The sequence below is a fragment of the Pelagibacterium flavum genome, from assembly GCF_025854335.1.
Classification (GTDB): Bacteria; Pseudomonadota; Alphaproteobacteria; order Rhizobiales; family Devosiaceae; genus Pelagibacterium; species Pelagibacterium flavum.
This window is the reverse complement of the sequence record NZ_CP107716.1, coordinates 2,751,222-2,772,147: the sequence shown is the minus strand read 5'-3', so window position 1 is coordinate 2,772,147 and position 20,926 is coordinate 2,751,222. Positions and strand designations below refer to the sequence as shown.

Here is a 20,926-nt window from a genome sequence, read left to right as displayed (position 1 = left end):
TTTATCCTTCGGGCATCATATCCCTATAGGCATGCCAAGTCGCATGGCCAAGAAGGGGAAAAATGATGATGAGCCCCAACAGGAAAGTCGCGATCGATATGCCGACCATAACCAGGACGACGGCCCCCCAGGCAACCATTACCGGGAGGTTGTTCCAAACGAGTGCCATGCTGGTGCCCATTGCCGAAAGCGCGTCTGTGCGCCTGTCGAGCAGCATGGGAATGGAAAAGGCGCTCACGGCGAAGCCGAGCGCTGCGAAAAGCCCGCCCACGACAATGCCCGTGGCCAGCATTCCCCATCCGGCGGGGGTGCCGATGATGAGTGGTATGAATTCGTCAGCGCCCGGGAATGCCCGATAGCCGAAAAACAGGGCGTAGACCAGCACTGCAGCCCGCAGCCAGATGAGCGCCAGCAGCGTAAGCAGGAGCCCCACAAACAGCATTTGACCGCCCGAATGCGCCTTGACGGCCAACATGTCGGAAAGCCGCACACGCTCGCCCTGTGCCAGTTTGGCACTCTTTTGATAAAGGCCCATGGCCACCAATGGCGCAACGATCATGAAGCCTGAAAGGGCAGGAAACAGGACATAGTCGAGATTGAATTCGAAAAACGTGTAAATGAGAAGCCCGGAAAGGACCGCGACCAAAAGCCCGTAGACCAGACTGGAGAGTGGATTGGCGGTGAGGTCGCGCGCTCCAGATCTTATCCATGAAAAGACGCGAGAGGGCGGCAAGTGGCGCTGCAGGTGCGGATTGCGAGTCTCTTCAATGCCGGATGGTCTACTTAGCAGCCAGTAGTGTTCTTCGCTTTCACTCATTGGTGCCCTCCAGAACTAACATGACGACTTGGCAGCACTGAGCTGCCCGGCCCCGGACTCGCCGACCTTGACGTGATCGACACATGCAGGTTGCGAACTGAAGGCGACAAAGACAAGGTGGGCGTTGGCGCCCACGAACAGCGCCGTTGCAATACCGATTCCCAGGATCACATATGTCCTTGTGCGAATTCGCTTTGGTGCAGGTGTGCCGTCTCCCATGATCAGGGCACCTGATTGGCTAAGGAATACACGTAAAGAGCCAGCGTGCGGATCTGGGCTGGGGTCAGCCGTTCTTCCCAGGACGGCATATGGCCAACGCGTCCACCGTGCACGGACGCAATGATGTCGGTAAGCTCACCACCATAAATCCAGGTGCCATCGGCAAGGTTGGGCGCGCCGGCCTCAGGAAAGCCCGTGGCGTCTTCCCCGTGGCATCCCGCACAATTGGTTGCAAAGCTCTCGCGTCCGGCCTGAAGGCTCTCGAGATTTTCCGCTGTGGAATAGTCTGGATTGCTCAGCGAGTAGACATAGCGCGCCACGTTTATCACTTCGGGCCGCGACAGCATCTGTTGGGCACCAAAGGCCGGCATTTGCGCAAACCGGGTGTCGACATGCTGGGCGTTGATGCCGATGCGCAATGTATCGGCAATCGCAGTTACGCTGCCGTCACCCCATATCCAGTCGTTATCGGTCAGGTCAGGATAACCCACGCCGCCTTCGGCATCCCTGCCATGACAGGCTGCGCAATTGTCCCCAAACAACTGATGGCCGGCGCCAGTGACCTGTTCCATCAAGGCTGCATCCGCCAGGATCTCGTCTTCCGGCAACTCCAAAACGGCCGTGCTCCAGGCTTCGCGTGACGACTGAATCTCGGTGATGGCTTCATTGGCACTGTTTACCTGATTGATGCCCAGCACACCGGGTGTGTAGGTCCAACCGAGCGGAAAAGCTGGCATCAGCACCCACCAGATCACCGCAAAGACGTGGGTCACAATGACAAAGATCAAAATGCCGCGCGGCACGGGCGTGTCGAGTTCCTTGATCCCGTTCCATTCATGCCCGGTGGTCTGTTCCCCTGTGACCTCGTCGCGCTCCTTCTCGCTCATGGCCGGTCGTCCTTGTCGAGTATGCTGTGTTTGGCGCGATGGAACTTGTCCTTATTTCGCGGCCAGAAGGTATAAATCATCACACCTATGGCCATGGCGATGAGGTAGAACAGGCCCCAGCTCTTGGAAAAGGCAACGAGCGTGCTGTGGTCAAACTCCATATCCTCACTCCTCGACCGATGGGGAGATCAATTGCGAAGCGTCTTCACCCGCAACATCGGGCGCCTCCTGCATGTCCGGGCTCTGCTCATAGGCCGCATTGGTCAGCAGACCCAGAATCTGCAGATAAGCAACCAATGCATCCATCTCGGTGACTGTTCCTGTTACACCGTCAAACAAGCTCACCTGAGTTTCTTCGCCGTAACGTGCAGCGAGCCCGGTTCCAAATGAACTCTCAGGGTCGGCCTGGGCAATGGCATCGGTGGCTGCGTTCTCGACCATTTCCTGGGTATAGGGCACGCCGACCATCCGCTGGGCATTCAGTCGGCCGGCCAGCTCATAGACGTCAAGCTCGGTCTCCATGAGCCATGGATAGGCAGGCATGTTCGACTCGGGGGTTACCTGTCGCGGATTGATCAGGTGCGCCACGTGCCAGATGTCGGAATATTTGCCGCCGACGCGGGCGAGGTCGGGTCCGGTCCTCTTGGACCCCCACTGCATTGGATGGTCGTATTGCGACTCAACGGCAAGCGAATAGGGGCCGTAGCGGTCGACCTCATCGACCAGGGTGCGCACCATCTGGGAGTGGCATGCATAACATCCCTCTCGAACATAGATGTCGCGCCCTGCCAATTCGAGCGGCGTATACAGCCGCATGTCGGGAACATCTTCCACAGTCTCATCGATGGTAAAAAGCGGGACGATCTCGACGATCCCCCCCACACTTGCGGCCGCGATAATCGCCAGGACAAATCCGATGGCAGTACGCTCGATTTTCCGGTGAAACAGTTCTGCCACGTCTCTTACTCCGCCGGATTTGTCTGGTGTTGCAGTGTGCCCAAGGGGGTGTCATCGGCCTGCTCGACCATGGCCGGGCCCTTCTTTACCGTCATGTAAATGTTGTAGGCGGCAACGATTGCTCCGATCAGAAACAGCAGCCCTCCGAAGGCACGCGCAATATAATAGGGGTACATGGCCACCAGCGTGTCGACGAAGGAATAGGCCAAAGTGTTACCCTCGGTATAGGTGCGCCACATCAGGCCCTGGACAATGCCTGAGTTCCACATTGCAAACACATAGATCAGGGTTCCGGCCAGCGAGAGCCAGAAATGCAGCTCGACCAGTTTGTTGGAGAACATGCCCGCGCGATTCCAGAGCGAAGGAACCACCGTATAAAGCGCTCCGAAGGTGATGAGAGCCACCCATCCCAGTGCGCCCGCATGCACGTGTCCCACCGTCCAGTCGGTGTAGTGGGAGAGGGAGTTGACGGGCCGGATGGCCATGAACGAGCCCTCGAAAGTGGAAAGGCCGTAAAAAATTGCGGCAACGACCATGAACCTTAGAGTCGCGTCATCTCTGACCTTGTGCCAGGCACCGCGCAACGTCATCAATGCATTGCCGGCCGAGGCCCAGGAGGGCACCAGCAACATGACGGAAAATGTCATGCCCAGTGTTTGCACCCAATGGGGCAGGGCGGTGTAGTGAAGGTGGTGGGAGCCGGCCCACATATAAAAGAAGGTTATGCCCCAGAAGCTGAGAATTGAAAGCCGATAGGAAAAGATCGGACGATTGGCCCGCTTGGGCAGATAGTAATACATCATCGCCAGGAATCCGGCGGTGAGGAAAAATGCAACTGCATTGTGCCCATACCACCATTGGACCATGGCATCCTGGACCCCCGCCCAGACCACGTAGCTCTTGGCGCTGCCCAACGAAACCGGCACGGCGAGATTGTTGACGATATGGAGCATGGCCACAACGACAATGAAAGCCAAATAATACCAGTTGGCGACGTAGATATGAGGTTCCTTGCGCCGGGCGAGCGTTTTGAGAAACAAAACGAAGTAGGCGACCCAGACCACCACCAACCAAAGATCGGCATACCACTCGGGCTCGGCGTATTCTTTGGACTGGGTGATGCCCATGAAATAACCGGTGACCCCGAGGATGCAGAACAGGTTGTAACCGAAAAGAACAAACCAGGGCAGGACCTGACCTGCAAGGCGCGCGCGCGAGGTGCGCTGCACCACATGAAACGATGTTGCAATGAGCGCGTTGCCGCCAAACCCAAAGATCACGCCGGTCGTATGGGCTGGTCGCAGCCGTCCAAAGCCGGACCAGGCAGCCCCGAATTCGAGTTCGGGCCAGGCCAACTGAGCGGCGACCCAGACCCCCATGAACATCCCAAAGATTGCCCATGCCATCGTCAGGGCTATCCCGACCCGGGTTGGATCATCATAATAGGCGTTTGTGCGATCCTCGGTCGGCTGGGGCAAATCGTACCCCTTTACCAGATAGACCAGCGCGCCCAGGCAGAGGGCTACGATGAGCAGGCCATGGGTGCCGAGCGGATCACGCAGTCCAGCAATCGTTAATGTAGCGCCCAATCCGAGCACCACCAGAACCAAAGCGATACAGCTGTGACGTTCCGCTCTTGTGAGTTGCGCTAGCATAAATCAACTCTCCCCCAGGAATAGATCAACGGGCCCCAAACCAACCATAGCGAGGAGGAAAAGTCCGTCAACAGTCCGATTTATCATACTACCTACTGCTGCTATACCGTCCACTTCATGTCGCGGGCGCGTGTGGCGACTTGCCACATCCCGCTGTTCCCATCCTCGTGTGAGTCGATGCTGCCCATAAGCCATTTTGAACTTTCCATGCACAATACGTTCGGCCTTACGTCTTATGCGCGCCTGGGTGCGGTTGCATACAGTCGGGCTGACGTGATCGATGCTGTGCGTCACGCGCGAGGAAATGAACTTGCCCTTCACGTGCTGGGGGAGGGGAGCAATGTCGTTTTGAGCGAACGCATCGAAGCGTTCGTCTTGTTGATGAGGATCGGAGGTTGTGAGATCACCGATAGGACCCGGGTGGCCGATTTTGTCACTGTCGGGGCTGGGGTATCCTGGCATGGGCTGGTCGAATGGACCCTGACCCAAAACATGCCCGGACTTGAAAATCTTGCGGGTATTCCTGGGTCGGTTGGCGCTGGGCCGGTGCAAAATATAGGGGCATATGGGGTCGAACTTGCCGAGTTTTTCGAGTCTTTGGTTGCCCTGGATACTGCCACACTTGAGTTCTGCGAATTCGACGGTCCGGCGTGTCGGTTTGACTACAGAGACAGCATTTTCAAGAGAGAGCCTGGGCGTTTCATTATCGTTGAGGTGACGTTGAGATTGCCGCGCGAATGGCAGCCGCGTGTTGGCTACAGTGGGCTTGAGGGTCTCGAGCAGGGCACTCCGGACCAAATCAAGGACGCGGTGGTGAGCTTGCGTGAACGCAAGTTGCCCGATTGGCGGCAGATAGGCAATGCTGGCTCTTTTTTCCACAATCCGGTGGTAGCGCAAACCCATGCGCTTCGACTGCAAAATCACTTTCCCACTATACCCGTTCACCCGACGCCGGACGGTCGGGTCAAGCTGTCGGCAGGATGGCTGATCGAGCAGTGCGGGCTCAAGGGCATGCGAAGGGGCGGGGCCGGCATCAGTGCCGATCATGGCTTGGTGCTTATCAATCATGGTGGTGCTCGTCAGCAAGATGTGGCGTTACTGGCCGAATACGTCCGCAAGTGCGTGAACGAGAAATTCTCGGTGGACTTGGTCCAGGAGCCCCGGGCGTTGTAGAAGTCCATTAGCATTATTTTTCAACATACATGATCGTCAGGATCAATTTGGCGTCCTCGATCCCGCGGACCGCGTGCGTTTTTCCACCTTCAAGGTAGAGCCAGTCGCCGGTTTTCATTTCCACCTCTTTTTCGTCGACGATGAGCGCTATACGGCCCGAAATACAATAAAGGGTCATTGGGCCCTCAACAGCATGGGGGGCTATCAAGCGGCCCTGAGGAACGATGAGTTTGATTGCCTCGAAGGCATCGGTTTTAACCAGCGCGGACGACCTGGTGGTCTGAGGGTCGCCAAGCAGGTTTCGCGAGTGTCCGGGTTCAACATGGGAAAGCGCCATTCTGCTCTTCCTCTTAAAGTGTCGGGTCAGCGTGAGCGGTTGAACTTTTGGGGCGGCCCGATGGCCGCCCCAACGCGTTCTTATTCGGCTTCTTCGGGCGCATCGAAGATGTCTGGCGCGGCATCGCCTTCCACGAGAAGATAGCCAGCAAGTCCACGCTCAACCCGTGACAGGGCGTGATCGACCAGCACGTAGCGGCCCGGGACTTCGCATTTAAGTTCCACGGCGACAGCACCGCCGGCTGGGACCATCACTGTCTGCACGCTTTCGAGCGGGGGGCTGACCAGCGAACCATAGAGGTAGACCTTGTCGAAAATTTCCCCGATGATATGGAAATTGGATGCGTAATTGGGGCCGCCCACGCCATAGTAGATGCGAACGGTCTCACCGACATTTGCGCGCATCGGGTAATGATCGGTAAGCGCTCCGACGTGGCCATTCAGCACGAAGTATTCTGGACGTTCATCGAGCAGTTTTTCATAGCTTTCCGTAAGCAGTCCGGATGTGCCAAAGGGCTCATTGGTATAGATTTCGCCCTGCATGACATAAAATTCCTTGTCGACTGGCGGCAGCCCTTCTTCGGGTTCGATCAGGATGAGCCCATACATGCCATTGGCGATGTGCAGCGCCACGGGCGGGACAGCGCAGTGATAGACGTATATGCCCGGATTGAGGGCCTTGAAGCTGAAACTCTTTTCCTCGCCAGGTGCTGCCGATGTCGCCTCAGCGCCGCCACCCGGGCCGGTCGCGGCGTGGAAATCGACGTTGTGCATCATCCAACTGTCGGGATGATTCTTGAGCGTCACGTTGATTGTGTCCCCGACGCGCGCCCGGATGAAGGGGCCGGGCACGGTCCCATTAAATGTCCAGTAGCGGAACGTGCTGTTGTGAGAAAGGTGAGCTTCGACTTCGATAGTCTCGAGTTCGACGTCAATCGTGGCCGGCTCAGTGCGCTCGATCGGAGGGGGCACATTGGCGGGGTTTTCGGCAATATCGGCCATGTCTGGATGCACCGGATTGACCGAATAGACGCGATCGCTCATCGGGCCTGCGTGGTCGTGGTCTGCGACCACCATCCTGTGGTTGTGCTGGGCAAGGGCCGGAGGCGCACCGAGAAGGGCGCCCAGTCCCAGCCCGGCTGATCCCGCTAACAGAGACCGCCGGTCTAAAAGCTTGGATGCCACGTGATCATCGGGGCGATCGGTGGGGTCTGATTTGACTTTCATTTCAAGCGTTCTCCATGTTGTTGAAGGTAACCTTTGGGAAACTTTTGCCCTAGCCGCCGGTTCCTTGATCAAATTCCTAGCACGGCACAATGGATAGGAAAGTTGATCTGGAAAAAAGAAGCAAGGCGTGTTTGCGCACAAAACAGGTGTTAGATTTGGAGGACGTTTGTCGTGGCTAGTGATTTAAAACTGGATGTCCGTCCGCTACTGGCAAGCGGCCAGGATCCTTTTGCAAAAATTATGCAGGTAGTCGGGGAGCTATTGCCTCAACAGAGCTTGGTACTCATAGCACCATTCAAGCCCGTGCCTTTGTTGGATGTTATGTCGCGCAAGGGATTTGAAAGCCGATCAGAGCGTGTCTCGGACGGGAGTTGGCAGGTTACTTTCACACCACAGCCGCGCCGCAATTTGAGTGTCTCGCCGCTGGCCGATGACGTTGCGATCTGGCCAGATCCAACAAGACTTGTCGATCTGAGCAAGCATGATACCGCCACTGCGGTTGCAGCTGTTGAAGATATCGTGGAGAGCCTTGGGAGCGGTGGCGTTGCTTATATGCTCCTGGCAGATCCGCCCGGTGACTGGCTGGACCGTTTCACACGTGCGGGTCATCAATGGGCTTGGAGCTATGACGATATGGTTGAGGGGTTTGGTCTAATGATCCGCGCGGCTTTAAAAAAAGGGCTAGCCGACTAATACCGCGTGGCGCTGATTGGATCGGCACTAAACAGAGCGGCGTGGCCTCCCAGGACAAGCCAGGATGTCAAAGCGATTGCAAGCAACAGGGCGAGAGTGAGCCAGCTGTCCCACCGCAAGCGGGTACGTCCCAAAATGACAGCAAGAAACGGGATGATCGAAGTGGTTCGCGCTAGCGCCTGCCACTGGCCTTCCAGCGCCCTGCGTGCTCGTTTATCGGACAGCCAGAAACCCGAGACGGCCAGAATGGTCAGGCTACCAAATAGAAGAAGTGACCGCAAATCACCGTTGGGGGGAATATGAGATGCACTCCACAGGGCAAATCCCCAGAACACGGGGTGGCGCGTGATTGTTACTACGGCACCAGCCTCACCAAGCTGACTTCGCCGCGCGCTTAAAGAGAGTGGGTTGGGTGAAATCAGTCCGGCTATGATGAGAAACAGTGCGATGGGAGAAACAACCAGCGTGATCCATGCCTGCCAGCCAGCTGGCATCCACAACACCGACACGGGAGCAGAAACGGCTGCAAGCAAGACCCAAGCGAGAAGGACAACCGACAGGGTTGCGTAGCCGATCAGATAGGCTTTGCGGCCGATTATGGCGATGATGCGCGCGCGCACCCCTGGGAGCGATGGGACGAGGTGGGACAGGACAAATAGTGTGAGTGCGAGCGCAAATTCGGGCATCGATCATCCTTGCTAAGAAGGGGGCGGCAGTAATTTGTGCGCCCCCTTTTTTGAAGCTAGAGCCCCAGTTCTTGGTAAGCTGCTTCAAATCGCTCCTTTGCCTTGGGAGGAAGCGTGGTTGCTTTTGCCTGCTCGAGATTTTCGGGCGCGTCCCCAACCTGGATCAAGGCCACCATGCCCATGGCGTAGTGAGGCGTGCATTTGATGCCATAAACCCCTTCGACATCGAAGGTGACGGTGACTGTTTCCCCGATCGTGGTGCGGAAGGCTTCAGCCCCTTGGGGGAACATGCCCGCGATGGTCTCGGCATTATGTCCGGGGTCAGTGGCCACGAAGGTTACCGTGTCACCGGGCTCGATCTTGATGCCAGCAGGCTCAAACACCATTGGCCCCGCATCACCGCGATTGAGCATCTGAACCTCGTGATCGGCGGCCCATGCTGGGGCGCCAGCAAGCCCGACCGTGAGCATCAAGGCGGTAAGAGCGGTCCTGATCATTTTTGTCTCCATGAGTTTTGGTGAACGTTATGTTCGCCCTCTCAATACCCAGCCCGTGCCAATCGAACTTTGAGCTGGCACAAACACAAACGAAAAACCGGCCGTATCGAGCGGGCCGGTTAAGGTTTAAGGGTGCAATCTCGGTGTGATCTCAAAACCACCCAGCCGGGGTCTAGCATCGGCACGAGATCACGCCATGGCCCAGATTAGAGACACCGGCTTATTTTCGCCACCCGCCTGCAACCAAGGCCTTGAGGCAATCGATAACCAGCTGATTTCCACCAACTTCGAGTCAAAAGCCCTGCGACACTGTGTCGATACGTATTTCTACAGCGCGGACCGGGGCTTGTCTCGCGGTTTCAGGACTGTCGGCTGATCTGCTTAGTGCATTGTTTACTCCATCTGTTGGACAACATCAAAGAGCAGATATCAAAGGATCTCATCATGGCCATGCGCATATCCACAAAGCTGTTGATCATGGGCGCGCTAGCGCTGGCCATGATGATCGCGGGCACCGTTTTCTCGCTGCACAATACTCAGCAGCGAATGGTGGAAAATCGCAAGGCAATGCTGTCGGTCTTGACCGACAGTGCAACCGCGGTGGTTGAAGCTTACGCAGCGCGCGCCGGGGCCGGGGAGTTGACCGTGCCGGAGGCACAAGAGCGGGCAATCGCTGCCATTGCAGCCATGCGCTACAGCGGAACCGAGTATTTCTGGATCAATGACATGGGCCCCACGATGGTAATGCATCCGTTCAAGCCCGAGCTTAATGGACAAGATCTCTCAAACAACGCGGACCCTGAGGGCAAGCTGTTGTTTGTCGAGTTCGTCAAGACCGTCCAAGCGAGCGGCTCCGGCTTTGTCGATTACCTGTGGCCCAAGCCGGGCAGTGATCTGGCTCAACCCAAACTTTCCCACGTTCAGGGCACAGAGTGGGGCTGGGTCGTAGGGACAGGGGTCTATATCGACGATCTGACCAATATGTTCTGGGACAACGTAAAAGTACTCGGCGCGGCGTTGTTGGCAGGTGTCGCCATCATGGGTGGGGCGGCCTTTGCCATTACCCGGTCCGTGACCGGGCCCGTCAATGCGCTGACAAACGCCATGAGCGAACTTGCCGCGGGTAACGACAGCGTTGAGGTCCCAGCCACCGATGGAAAAAACGAACTCGGCGACATGGCACGGGCGGTATTAGTTTTCAAGCAAGCCGGGATCGAGAAACGCGCCGCAGAAGCCCAAGCCACCCAAGCCCGGCAGCGTCACGACGCCGATCGGATGGCTGCCGAACAAGAGCGGGCCACAGCGCACCAGGAAAAGGAGCGCGAGGCTCAAGCCGATCAAGTGGCCGCTACGGTCTTGGCGCAGGGTCTGTCGGCGCTTGCGGCAGGAGATCTTTGCCATCGTGTCACCCAAGATATGCCGAGCAAGTGGCATGAGCTCAAAGCTGACTTTAACCGCACTGCGCAAAGTCTAAGCGATATGGTGGCGCAATTGCGCGACACGTCAAGGAACCTAAAGATTGCGACCGGGGAGATCCTGTCGGGCGCCGATGACCTGTCCGAACGCACCACGCGCCAGGCTTCGACCATCGAGGAGACTTCGGCGGCCATGGAGCAGCTGGCAGCGACGGTTCTGGAAAACGCCAAGCGGGCCCTGGAAGCCTCAAAGACCGCAGCCACGGTCACCCAGTCGGCTGAAGAGGGTGGGCAGGTGATGGAAGAGGCGACCTCGGCCATGGAGCGGATTACCACATCCTCGGCCAAGGTGTCCGACATCATCAAGCTTATCGACGACATTGCCTTCCAGACCAATCTTTTGGCGCTAAATGCGTCTGTGGAAGCGGCGCGGGCCGGGGAAGCGGGCAAGGGATTTTCGGTGGTGGCTGTCGAGGTGCGGCGGCTGGCGCAGTCGGCGGCGGTAGCCTCCTCGGAGGTCAAGACGCTTATTGAGCAATCGGCCAATGAGGTCGATGGCGGCAGACGTCTTGTGGCGCAGGCGGCAGAAAAGCTTGTGGCCATGCTCGCGGCAGCGCGGGCCAACACCGGGCAGATGCAGACCATTGCCAGTGACAGCCGCGAGCAGGCCGCCTCGATCGAGGAGGTCAACGCCGCGGTGCGTCAGTTGGACGAGATGACCCAGCACAACGCCGCACTTGTTGAACAGACCAACGCCGCAATCGCCCAGACCGAGGAGCAGGCAATTGCGCTCGACCGGATCGTGGAGATCTTCCGTATCCAGGGTGCGACCGCGACCAGCCAGTCGCACAAGCCGGCCCCTGCTGTTGCCAGTGCCGATCGGGTCAGGCCCATCGCTACCGACAAGCACGGTCTCCAGCACAATGGAAAACACGCGGCGGCCGCCCATCTCTCTTTGGGTAACGCCGCCATCGATAGCGATTGGAACGAGTTCTGATCTCGACCAAGGACGCTGGACCCGACTGATAAATAGGGGTTGAGGGTTGTGGCGTTGTCATGCCCGTGCCCGATCCACTCGGTTCGCTACCTTCGGGCAAAAAACAGCGCGATTGGGAAGTGCGTGCATCCTTTTCGGGGCGGGCATCCATGGCGGGCGAGCAGTGAATTGCTCTGGCCAGGGTGGGATCAAGACCACACTTTCGGCCAGCCAACTGCCGTGTGCTGGCTGCGACTGGGCTGATGAACGTGGAGGGGCGTTACAATTTTGCCCAGCCCGCGCCCTCTGGTCAGGCCCGCCCGTGGGCCCTCACGCCACTCTTTTTTGCTGGCGGATGGAAATTGCCCGCGCTGCAGCCGCTTGAGATGGCCAACCCTGGTGGATCGAGGGTTGCCATTTTTGCCATGTGCTTTGTGCAACTGTGCCGGGTGGGTGTTTCGTTCCACCCATTCAGTGCTGCTTAACAAGCAGCGCGACATCGATATGACGCTAGCGGGTTAAGCGGCGATTGGGCGCTCGGCCCTCGGTCAGATCGGCCCGCGGTCTGGACCAACACGGGCTCGCACTGTCCGCGCTGTCGAACCAAACCAGAAAGCTCACCGTTACCTCACCATCAAGGTGTCTCACAGTCTGCCAAGGAGGACCCAATGGCCCATAATGATCGCTCCCGTCATATCACCCACGGCATCGCGCGTTCACCCAACCGAGCCATGTTTTATGCTCTGGGCTATGAGGAGAAAGATTTCGATCAACCTATTGTTGGCATTGCCAATGGCCATTCCACGATCACCCCGTGCAATGCGGGCCTTCAGAGCCTTGTTGATGCAGCGGCAGCAGCCATCAAGCAAGAAGGAGCCAACCCCCAAATTTTTGGCGTCCCCACCATTTCGGACGGTATGGCCATGGGCACCGAGGGAATGAAGTATTCTTTGGTCTCCCGCGAAGTGATTGCCGACTGCGTAGAATTGTCGGTGCAAGGTCAGTGGATGGACGGCGTGCTGGTCGTGGGCGGGTGTGACAAGAACCTTCCTGGGGGCATGATCGGGATGCTTCGAGCCAATGTTCCCTCCATCTATGTTTATGGGGGGACGATCAAGCCTGGCCGATGGAAGGGCCAGGACCTATCCATTGTCTCTGCCTTTGAGGCTGTTGGTGCTTATATGGCAGGGACGATGAGTGAGGAGGATTTCAAGGGAATTGAACGCAATGCATGTCCTAGCACCGGGTCCTGTGGCGGGATGTATACGGCCAACACCATGGCGGGCTCTTTTGAAGCGCTTGGGATGTCGTTGCTTGGCTCCTCCAGCATGGCCAATCCGGATGAGGAAAAGCGTGCGTCTGCAGATCGATCCGCTCGGACCTTGGCAAGAGCGGTCAGAAACGGGCTCAAGCCGTCCGACATCGTGACACGCGAATCGATCGAGAACGCGGTTGCACTGGTCATGGCAACTGGGGGTTCCACTAATGCAGTCCTACATTATTTGGCGATTGCTCGTGCAGCGGGGGTGGAATGGGAACTCGATGACTTCGAAACGGTTCGCAAGCGGATTCCGATCATCTGCAACCTCAAGCCTTCTGGCCAATATATGGCAGTTGACCTACACCAGGCTGGGGGCGTTCCGCAGGTGCTCAAGATGCTTCTTGATGCGGGCAAGCTGAACGGGGATTGCCTCACGATCACTGGCCGGACATTGGCGCAGGAACTCGAGCTGGTGCCCGCGGCACCGCCTCGGGGGCAAAATGTCATAACTTCCCTGGACGCAGCACTCTATCCAGAGGGGCACCTGGCCGTTTTGAAAGGAAATCTCGCGACCGATGGAGCAGTCGCCAAGATTTCTGGCCTATCTAAAACCGTTCTCAAAGGTCCAGCCCGCGTATTTGACGACGAACAATCGGCCCTAGGCGCCATTCTCGACAACAAAATATCGGCCGGCGATATTGTGGTCCTGCGGTATCTGGGGCCTCGTGGAGGACCGGGCATGCCCGAAATGCTTGCGCCCACATCGGCCTTGGTGGGGCAGGGGCTGGGCGAGAGCGTTGGACTGATTACCGATGGCAGGTTCTCGGGCGGAACATGGGGGCTGGTTGTGGGCCATGTCGCGCCCGAAGCGTTCGAGGGTGGGACGATTGCTCTGGTGCAAGAGGGCGATCTCATCACCATTGACGCCAAGGCGCGATTGCTCGAGCTCGACGTCGAGGATCAAGAGCTGCAACGGCGGCGAGCGGTCTGGCGCCGACCGGCTCCAAAATACACTGGAGGGGTTCTGGGCAAGTACGCGCAATCAGCGCGACCGGCATGCCAGGGCGCCAGCACGGGATAAAGGCAGCGCCGTCACGCTTTGATATTGCAGGCTATGGCTTTGACGCTACCCATCGCCACGGTTTGGTCGGTCAATTCAATCTTTGCGCTGGCGCAAAGAGAATGGTGCGAGGCTCTGGCATTCGTGGGGCAATAGCTGTGCAGCCCTTGCGCGTTGGAACATAAGCTGAGCCCGGGTCGAGCAGATCCCTTTTTCATGAGCGCGGCGTCAAAGTCGGAGTAAGCGATGATCGACGAAAAGTTAGAGCCGCTCCTTGAGCAGGTGCTGGGACGCAGCCCCGGGGAACCTGAATTCCAACAAGCGGTTCGAGAGGTGCTTGAAAGTCTGGGCAGGGTAATTGCAAAACATCCCCATTATCTCGAGCACGCGCTGATCGAACGCATTTGCGAGCCTGAACGGCAGATCATTTTCCGGGTCCCCTGGGTGGACGATCAAGGCTCGGTGCAGATCAATCGTGGCTTTCGGGTCCAGTTCAATTCCGCACTTGGCCCTTACAAGGGTGGCATTCGGTTTCATCCCTCGGTCAATCTGGGGATCATCAAATTCCTTGGCTTTGAACAGACGTTTAAGAACGCGCTCACCGGAATGCCGATTGGCGGTGGCAAGGGTGGTTCGGACTTTGATCCAAGAGGGCGCTCGGATGGCGAGATCATGCGGTTCTGCCAATCTTTCATGATCGAGTTGCACCGCCACATCGGGGAGTACATTGATGTTCCGGCAGGCGATATCGGTGTGGGGGGGCGAGAGATTGGCTATATGTTCGGCTGCTACAAGCGGCTCACCAACCGCTATGAAGCCGGTGTGCTGACTGGCAAGGCTCTGTTTTACGGCGGATCGCGAGCCAGGACCGAAGCCACTGGCTATGGAAACACCTACTTTGTACGCGCCATGCTTGCCACTCGTGGGCTGAGCTTTGAGGACAAAACCGTGGTGGTGTCGGGCTCGGGCAACGTTGCAACATACAGCGTGGAAAAGGTTCAGTCCTTCGGTGGCAAAGTTGTCGCAGTGTCCGACAGTTCTGGTTATGTCGTTGACGAAGACGGCATTGACCTCGCCCTTCTCAAGGAAGTCAAACAAATCCGTCACGGTCGGATCGCCGACTATGTTGCGCTCAAAGGGGAAACCCACGGAGCCCTTTTCGTCAAGTCAGGGGAAGGGTCGATCTGGGATATCCCGTGTGACGTGGCCATGCCCTCGGCGACTCAGAATGAGCTGACCGGCAAGGATGCCAAGACATTGGTGGCCAATGGTGTCGTTGCCGTGGGAGAAGGGGCGAATATGCCGTGCACGCCCGAAGCGATACGCATATTTGAACACGCCGGCGTCATGTTCGGGCCTGGCAAGGCAGCCAATGCGGGAGGTGTCGCGACATCAGCCCTCGAGATGCAACAAAATGCCTCGCGCGACAGCTGGACCTTTGACAAGACCGAGGCGCGTTTGTCCGAGATCATGCGGGCAATCCACGACACCTGCGCCAGCACTGCAGAGGAGTACGGCGCCCCCGGCAATTACGTGCTGGGCGCCAACATAGCTGGATTTGTCAGGGTTGCCGAGGCGATGCGTGCCTTGGGCGTTATCTGATGGCAAAGGCTGTGCCAGCACTTGCCCGGCTCCCCAATCGCTTTGACTGTCAGGTGCCAACGAACCTCCCGCTTCCAAAGAGCTTCAGTCCCAAACAAGGAAAGACACCATGAAACGCCCTCAACTCGTCCCTGCCACGCGTCTTGCGGTTATCGCTGTTCTAGGGGTCGGTCCCGCTCTGGCGCAAGATCAGATCCTGGAAGGCAGCTTTGCCCTGCCAAATGTTCAACCGGCGGTCTCGGGAGAAATGGTTGTCAGCGAGACCGGGCCATTGTCTCGACACATCGAGCTGTCTTATTCTGACATCCACACTGGTGAGCGAGTCACCCAATACGAGGTCGAGCTCACCCAGGAGCTGCACTTGCTCGCGACCGATGCTGGTCTGTCTCACCTTGTTCACGAACACGTAAAGGCGGCCGGCGATGACGGCCGTTTTACAACCGAACTTCACTTTCCCGAACCGGGCCGGTACCACATCTATACCGATGCAGCCCCCTCCGGCTTGGGCCAGCAGGTGTTGCGCTTCGAGCTGCAGGTCGGAGAAAATGGGAATCTGGACACCCAAGCCGATACGCTGTTGGGCTCCCCGCCAGTCGATGTGAAAGATGGGCCGATTGTCTCGTCTGATCAAGGATATAGGGTGACATTAAGCGCGCCCGATCTGGAGGCCGGCAAGGAGGGGATGATCACCCTTGCCGTTGAAAAGGACGGCCAGCCCGCCTCCGATCTTGAACCTTATCTGGGAGTTGCCGCGCACGCTGTTTTCGTTCGTGCCCAAGATCTTGCCTACGTCCACGCTCACGCTATGACCGACGGGCCCAACGGGAATGGGCATCACGCCGAGACAGTCGAGTACCACGAGCACGCACACAGTCACCACCCAGCGTCAAACGAACCTGTTGAACACGAAATGCCTTCGGGAGCGGAGGAAGCGAACGTTGAGGGCGATGAAGCCGGGATGGGCGCTGAGGGAACCATGGACCATGATGAGCACGCCATGCATGGCGCGGCTGAAGCTGTCGGATCTGTCTCATCGACTATGGCCATTCATGTCACACCTCCTGCAGCGGGTGCCTACGCGCTTTGGGTGGAATTTGTTGGCGGGGGCGACGTTATCACTGTGCCCTTTGCTCTGGAAATTCCTTAAAGCGACTAAACTGGCAATCGGAACATTGGGACGCCGCGTTCATCCGGGGGAGCCGCACTTGGATAGGTTTGACGGACACTTAATTCTCGCTGCGCACGTCCCGATGACGCCGTTTTCAGATGATGTGTAAGCGCTTTCTAGCTCCCCTATGCGGCGAGGCTTGACGCTTTTCTGAAGGCCCATGGCATGAGCTCTTCGATACGGCTTTTCGGATGGCCGTCGAGCAAGGCTCGGAGGGTGTCGGCGATATAGTCGACGGGATTTACGTTGCTCATTTTGCAGGTAGCCACGAGCGAAGCGAGCAGCGCCCAGTTCTCGGCGCCGACGTCGTTTCCAGCGAATAACGCATTTTTTCTGGTCAATGCCATCGCCCGTTCATTCTGCCCATGTCGGGGAAGAGCGGCAAATTCACTATCGCTGGCATCCCTATTTCGGACAGAAGGTAACCGTTCGGCAGGTTCAGCAGCGGGCCACGGGACAGTTTCTGAGAGTTGACGGTCCCTCTGGCACCATCATCTCGATTCCTGGCTGGATGGTGGACCCCCTGATCTGTGCCGAGATGAGAATTGGCGGGCCGCAGGTTGATCTTGCGGCACTGTCAGATCTCAAGAGACTGGTCACGCCGACTTCTGTTCCCACACACTCCCTGGGCGAAAATGGAATCGCAAGGGAGGAAGTCGATGAAACAGCACGACGCGCCTGTGCCGACCTCGGGCAGGCAGATGAGCCTGGTGTTCGAACCCCGCAAGGTGGACGCGATGAAGGAGGTGGAGCAAGCGGAGGCCACGAGGGCACTCGCCCACCTTCTGATGCAGGCCGCCGGTCTGATCGTCGAGGAGCTCGGCGATGAACGGAATTGATCTGATCCCCACCCAACTCCTGAAGCGCAAGGCAGTTGTCTATGTGCGTCAATCATCGCAGTCCCAGGTCATGACCAATCTGGAGAGCCAGCGGCGGCAGTACGACCTCGTCGACATTGCCCGCGAGCACGGGTTCATGGATGTGGAGGTGATCGACGACGATCTCGGGCGATCCGCGAGCGGAACAGTGGCGCGCCCCGGCTTTGATCGGCTGGTCGCATGGCTGTGTGCGGGCAATGTGGGCGCTGTTTTGTGTCAGGATGCATCACGGCTCGCGCGAAATGGCCGTGACTGGCACCATCTTCTGGAGCTCTGCGGCCTCGTCGAGGCCCGTGTCATCGATCACGACGGCGTTTATAATCCTTGCCAACCCAATGATCGCCTGCTCCTGGGCATGAAAGGCAGCATCAGCGAATTCGAGCTCGGCGTGCTCAGAACGCGAATGCACGATGCTGTCAGGTCGAAGGCGCGCCGTGGCGAACTGCGCTTGTCAGTCCCGTTCGGCTACATCTGGCACCGTGAAGCGGGTCTCGGGCTCGACCCTGATCTGCGCTTGCAGGAGGTGATCCGGCTCATCTTTACCCGCTTCGGCGAACTTGGCAGCGCGCGCCAAGTGTTGTTATCGATGACGGCCGATCAAATCCACTTTCCTCGACCTTCGGATGAAGGGCGCATGACCAGCTTCACCTGGCTGCCGATCCGCTATCGCAACGTGATCTCCGTGCTCAAAAACCCGTTTTACGCTGGAGTTTATGTTTACGGGAAAAGCGAGAAACGAACCTCCATCGTCGATGGGCGCGCGCGGCGGAGCTATGGCCACAGCAAACCGGTCGGGACGTGGGAGGTATTCATCAAAGACCACCACGAAGGCTATATCAGCTGGGACGAGTACGAGCGAAACCAGCAGCAATTGGCCCTCAACAACTACGGTCGCGCCGGTGGTGTGAAATCGGGCCGAGGCGGCCGGGCGTTACTTTCGGGCATGATGACGTGTGCCCGGTGCGGGCGGCGACTGTCGGTCACCTATACCGGCAATCCGCAGAGCCGACCCGTCTATCGCTGCGACAAGCCGAACCTGATGATGGGCTTGCCCCGATGCATGACCTTTGGAGGCCCTCGGGTGGACGCGGCTGTTGCGCGTGAGCTGCTGCGCGCGGTAGAACCCTTGGCGATCGAGGCCGCGTTCGAGGCTGAGCGGATGCACCGGGAACGACAAGATAATCAGCGCCAGATCCGCGATCTGGAACTTCAGCAGGCCCGTTACGAGGCCAATCTCGCCGAGCGCCGCTATGCCGCCTGTGATCCAGACAATCGACTGATTGCCGCCCAGCTGGAGAAAAACTGGGAAGTAGCGCTACGCCGGGTGCGGGATCTGGAAGTACGCCAACCGCCCGGAAGCCCATCAACCATCGAGGTTGATCCAAGCGCTTTTGCCAACTTGGCCGAAAACCTCTCCGCGGCATGGGATGCGCCTGATGTGACGATGCGTGCCCGTCAGCAGTTGCTCCGGACCTTGATCGCCGACATCATCGTCGATGTTGACGATGCGGTGCGGGACGTCGTCCTCACGATCCACTGGCGGGGCGGCCAACACTCAGAACTGCGTGTTCACAAACCCCAAGCGGGGGAACACGGTTGCGCGACAGCTGAAGATGCGTTGGCAGTAATGAGAAGCATGGCAGGTCGTTGGTCTGACGAGCATATCGCCGCGTCGCTCAATCGGATGGGTTTGCCCACCGGCCACGGAAAAACTTGGACGGCGCACCGCGTCTCGTCGGTTCGGCGGGTTCGCGGCATCCATGCCTACCGTTCGGCTGAGAAAAATGGCGAATGGCTCACCATGACCGAGGCAGCCAAGGCTTTAGGCGTTACACGCCACGCGATCAGGCGCCTTATCAAGACCGGCACCCTCCCAGCTGTTCAGGTAGTGCGCGGTGCGCCGTACCAAATCCGTGCCGAAGACCTGGCGTCGGAGACGATCAAAACCGCGATAGCCCGGAAAGGTCGCCCGTGTCGCACCGTCGACGCGAACACGCTTCCAATGTTTACAGACACTTAGCAATGGAGTGCATAATGAAACACGCTTCGCGAGGGGCCGAATTTGGTTCTCGACCGGGTTGGTGTCCAGCTCGAGCCGGCCATCGTCGAGGAACCGGATGAGATCAGGCCATATGCTCAAGGTGTAGCGAATGTCTTCGGCCAGCGTCGAGGTTCTGGGGATGCGCGAGAGCTGGGCCTCGAGCCATGGACGGAACGCGGCAGTGATGGGAGCCGAGAGTTCGCGGCGGGCAGCAAGGCGAACCTCGGGCGCAAATCCCCGGACCGATTGTTCTACGGCATAGAGCTCACCGATATGGCGCAGCGCCTGTTCGGCAATGGGCGAACCATCGTTTTGAAGTCGTTTGATGAAGCGGCGCCGGACATGGGTCCAGCAGCGCACCAGCTGCCACCCTCCCTCGGGACGATCGATGGCGGTGAGCTTGTCATAGGCCTCATAGCCATCGCACTGCAGGAAACGCCCGCGATAGCCTTCGAGGATGGATTTTGCATGGATGGCTCCGCGCCCTCGGGCGTAGTGGAACATCACAATGGGCGGCCCGGCGGCGCCGTGACTGCGATCATCGCGCACGACAGCCCAGAAATAGCTGGTTCGGGTTCGTCCTCGTCCAGGATCAAGGGTCGGCGCGCGGGTCTCGTCCATGAACAGGCGATCGGCGTCTCGGAGATGGGAGCGCATATGCTCGACGATCGGCTTGAGATGGAAGCTGGCTCGCCCCACCCAATTGCCCAGCGTTGCCCGGTCGAGATCGACCCCCTGACGCGTATAGATGTCGGCCTGTCGGTAAAAGGGGAGATGATCGCCGAATTTGGAAACGATGACCTGGGCGATCAGAGCTTCGGTCGGCAATCCACCCGGAACAACGTATTCGGGTGCATGGGCCTGAACAACAGAACCCGAGCAGCGACGGCAGGCATAGCGCGGGCGCCGAGTGACCAGGACACGCAGTTGGGCCGGCACGATATCGAGCCGCTCCGAAACGTCCTCGCCGATCCGTGCCATCTCACCACAGCCACATGGACACAGCGTGCTGGTCGGCTCGATGACCCTCTCGATCCGCGGCAGATGTGCCGGGAGATGGCCGCGATCGCGTTTGACTGAAGGCTTGGGAGCGGCCTTCTCCCCCTTGAGGGCGCGTTGGGCCTTCTCCTGAGCTGCATCGAGAATGCCCTGGGCCATCTCGACGTCTTCGAGAGGCAGATTGAACTGCTCTGGATCGAGCTTTTCCGAGCGCGCCCCGAACCGATCACGGCGCAGTTCGCTGATGATGCTCTCGAGCCGGCGCTGCGCCTCAACGGCATCCGCCAGGGCAGCCTCGGTCTCGGCGAGGCGCGCCTTGAGGCGGGCGTTTTCTTGGGCAAGGGCGGCGTCGGTCATGACCTTGATCATGCACAACAAT

At 58.4% G+C, this 20,926-nt stretch carries 17 protein-coding genes and 2 pseudogenes; 8 read left to right on the top strand and 11 right to left on the bottom strand.

Annotated elements, in window-relative coordinates:
* Position 1: 1 nt before the first annotated feature.
* The 5 genes from OF122_RS14045 to ccoN all read right to left on the bottom strand — a co-directional run bounded on the left by OF122_RS14045 (position 2) and on the right by ccoN (position 4,535).
* Positions 2-817, bottom strand: coding sequence for a DUF2189 domain-containing protein (locus OF122_RS14045; RefSeq protein ID WP_264224823.1), 816 nt, complete (start codon positions 815-817; stop codon positions 2-4).
* A 221-nt stretch (positions 818-1,038) separates the two neighbouring features.
* Entirely contained in the window at positions 1,039-1,923 is an 885-nt protein-coding gene (gene ccoP / locus OF122_RS14035) for a cytochrome-c oxidase, cbb3-type subunit III (RefSeq protein WP_264224821.1), read from the bottom strand.
* On the bottom strand, positions 1,920-2,084 hold the full coding sequence (locus tag OF122_RS14030; RefSeq protein WP_264224820.1) for a cbb3-type cytochrome c oxidase subunit 3: 165 nt from the start codon (positions 2,082-2,084) through the stop codon (positions 1,920-1,922). The genes ccoP and OF122_RS14030 overlap by 4 nt, the downstream gene beginning before the upstream one ends.
* 4 nt (positions 2,085-2,088) lie before the next feature.
* Positions 2,089-2,880 carry a cytochrome-c oxidase, cbb3-type subunit II gene (gene ccoO, locus OF122_RS14025; protein WP_264224819.1) on the bottom strand — a complete coding sequence of 264 codons (792 nt, stop codon included), beginning with the start codon at positions 2,878-2,880 and terminating at the stop codon, positions 2,089-2,091.
* Positions 2,881-2,885: 5 nt separating this feature from the next.
* Positions 2,886-4,535 carry a cytochrome-c oxidase, cbb3-type subunit I gene (gene ccoN, locus OF122_RS14020; protein ID WP_264224818.1) on the bottom strand — a complete coding sequence of 550 codons (1,650 nt, stop codon included), beginning with the start codon at positions 4,533-4,535 and terminating at the stop codon, positions 2,886-2,888.
* A gap of 117 nt (positions 4,536-4,652) precedes the next feature.
* Here ccoN and murB point away from each other — a divergent pair, with 117 nt between their 5' ends.
* Positions 4,653-5,708, top strand: coding sequence for a UDP-N-acetylmuramate dehydrogenase (gene murB, locus OF122_RS14015; protein WP_319019368.1), 1,056 nt, complete (start codon positions 4,653-4,655; stop codon positions 5,706-5,708).
* A 13-nt stretch (positions 5,709-5,721) separates the two neighbouring features.
* Here the strand turns inward: murB and OF122_RS14010 are convergent, their stop codons facing one another.
* Entirely contained in the window at positions 5,722-6,045 is a 324-nt protein-coding gene (locus tag OF122_RS14010; protein ID WP_264224816.1) for a cupin domain-containing protein, read from the bottom strand.
* An 80-nt stretch (positions 6,046-6,125) separates the two neighbouring features.
* The gene (nirK, locus tag OF122_RS14005; protein ID WP_264224815.1) at positions 6,126-7,271 is read right to left on the bottom strand and encodes a copper-containing nitrite reductase; all 1,146 of its coding nucleotides are present in this window, start codon (positions 7,269-7,271) and stop codon (positions 6,126-6,128) included.
* A 171-nt stretch (positions 7,272-7,442) separates the two neighbouring features.
* Between nirK and OF122_RS14000 the strand changes: the two genes are divergently transcribed.
* The gene (locus OF122_RS14000) at positions 7,443-7,964 is read left to right on the top strand and encodes a DUF2249 domain-containing protein (RefSeq protein ID WP_264224814.1); all 522 of its coding nucleotides are present in this window, start codon (positions 7,443-7,445) and stop codon (positions 7,962-7,964) included.
* Here the strand turns inward: OF122_RS14000 and OF122_RS13995 are convergent.
* Positions 7,961-8,650 carry an NnrU family protein gene (locus tag OF122_RS13995; RefSeq protein ID WP_264224813.1) on the bottom strand — a complete coding sequence of 230 codons (690 nt, stop codon included), beginning with the start codon at positions 8,648-8,650 and terminating at the stop codon, positions 7,961-7,963. The genes OF122_RS14000 and OF122_RS13995 overlap by 4 nt on opposite strands.
* 56 nt (positions 8,651-8,706) lie before the next feature.
* Positions 8,707-9,147 carry a pseudoazurin gene (locus OF122_RS13990; RefSeq protein WP_264224812.1) on the bottom strand — a complete coding sequence of 147 codons (441 nt, stop codon included), beginning with the start codon at positions 9,145-9,147 and terminating at the stop codon, positions 8,707-8,709.
* A gap of 444 nt (positions 9,148-9,591) precedes the next feature.
* On the opposite strand from OF122_RS13990, the gene OF122_RS13985 reads away from it, so the two are divergent.
* From OF122_RS13985 to OF122_RS13970, 4 genes are all read left to right on the top strand, one after another.
* The gene (locus OF122_RS13985) at positions 9,592-11,559 is read left to right on the top strand and encodes a methyl-accepting chemotaxis protein (RefSeq protein ID WP_264224811.1); all 1,968 of its coding nucleotides are present in this window, start codon (positions 9,592-9,594) and stop codon (positions 11,557-11,559) included.
* Between the two features lie 647 nt (positions 11,560-12,206).
* Positions 12,207-13,880 (top strand): dihydroxy-acid dehydratase, encoded by a 1,674-nt coding sequence (ilvD, locus tag OF122_RS13980; RefSeq protein ID WP_264224810.1) that lies wholly within the window; start codon positions 12,207-12,209, stop codon positions 13,878-13,880.
* A gap of 225 nt (positions 13,881-14,105) precedes the next feature.
* Entirely contained in the window at positions 14,106-15,461 is a 1,356-nt protein-coding gene (gene gdhA / locus OF122_RS13975) for an NADP-specific glutamate dehydrogenase (protein ID WP_264224809.1), read from the top strand.
* Positions 15,462-15,570: 109 nt separating this feature from the next.
* Positions 15,571-16,608, top strand: a complete 1,038-nt coding sequence (locus OF122_RS13970) for a hypothetical protein (protein ID WP_264224808.1) — start codon at positions 15,571-15,573, stop codon at positions 16,606-16,608.
* 146 nt (positions 16,609-16,754) lie between these two features.
* Here the strand turns inward: OF122_RS13970 and OF122_RS13965 are convergent.
* Positions 16,755-16,982 (bottom strand): annotated as a pseudogene (locus OF122_RS13965) (transposase domain-containing protein); the annotation flags it as partial.
* A gap of 306 nt (positions 16,983-17,288) precedes the next feature.
* Here OF122_RS13965 and OF122_RS13960 point away from each other — a divergent pair.
* Both OF122_RS13960 and OF122_RS13955 read left to right on the top strand, forming a co-directional pair.
* A complete protein-coding gene (locus OF122_RS13960) occupies positions 17,289-17,468 on the top strand; it encodes a hypothetical protein (protein ID WP_264224807.1) in 180 nt (59 codons plus the stop codon).
* On the top strand, positions 17,455-19,527 hold the full coding sequence (locus tag OF122_RS13955; protein ID WP_264224806.1) for a recombinase family protein: 2,073 nt from the start codon (positions 17,455-17,457) through the stop codon (positions 19,525-19,527). Before OF122_RS13960 ends, OF122_RS13955 begins: the two co-directional genes overlap by 14 nt.
* Positions 19,528-19,557: 30 nt before the next feature.
* Here the strand turns inward: OF122_RS13955 and tnpC are convergent.
* Positions 19,558-20,904: pseudogene (tnpC, locus tag OF122_RS13950) on the bottom strand (IS66 family transposase); the annotation flags it as partial.
* Between the last annotated feature and the right edge of the window lie 22 nt (positions 20,905-20,926).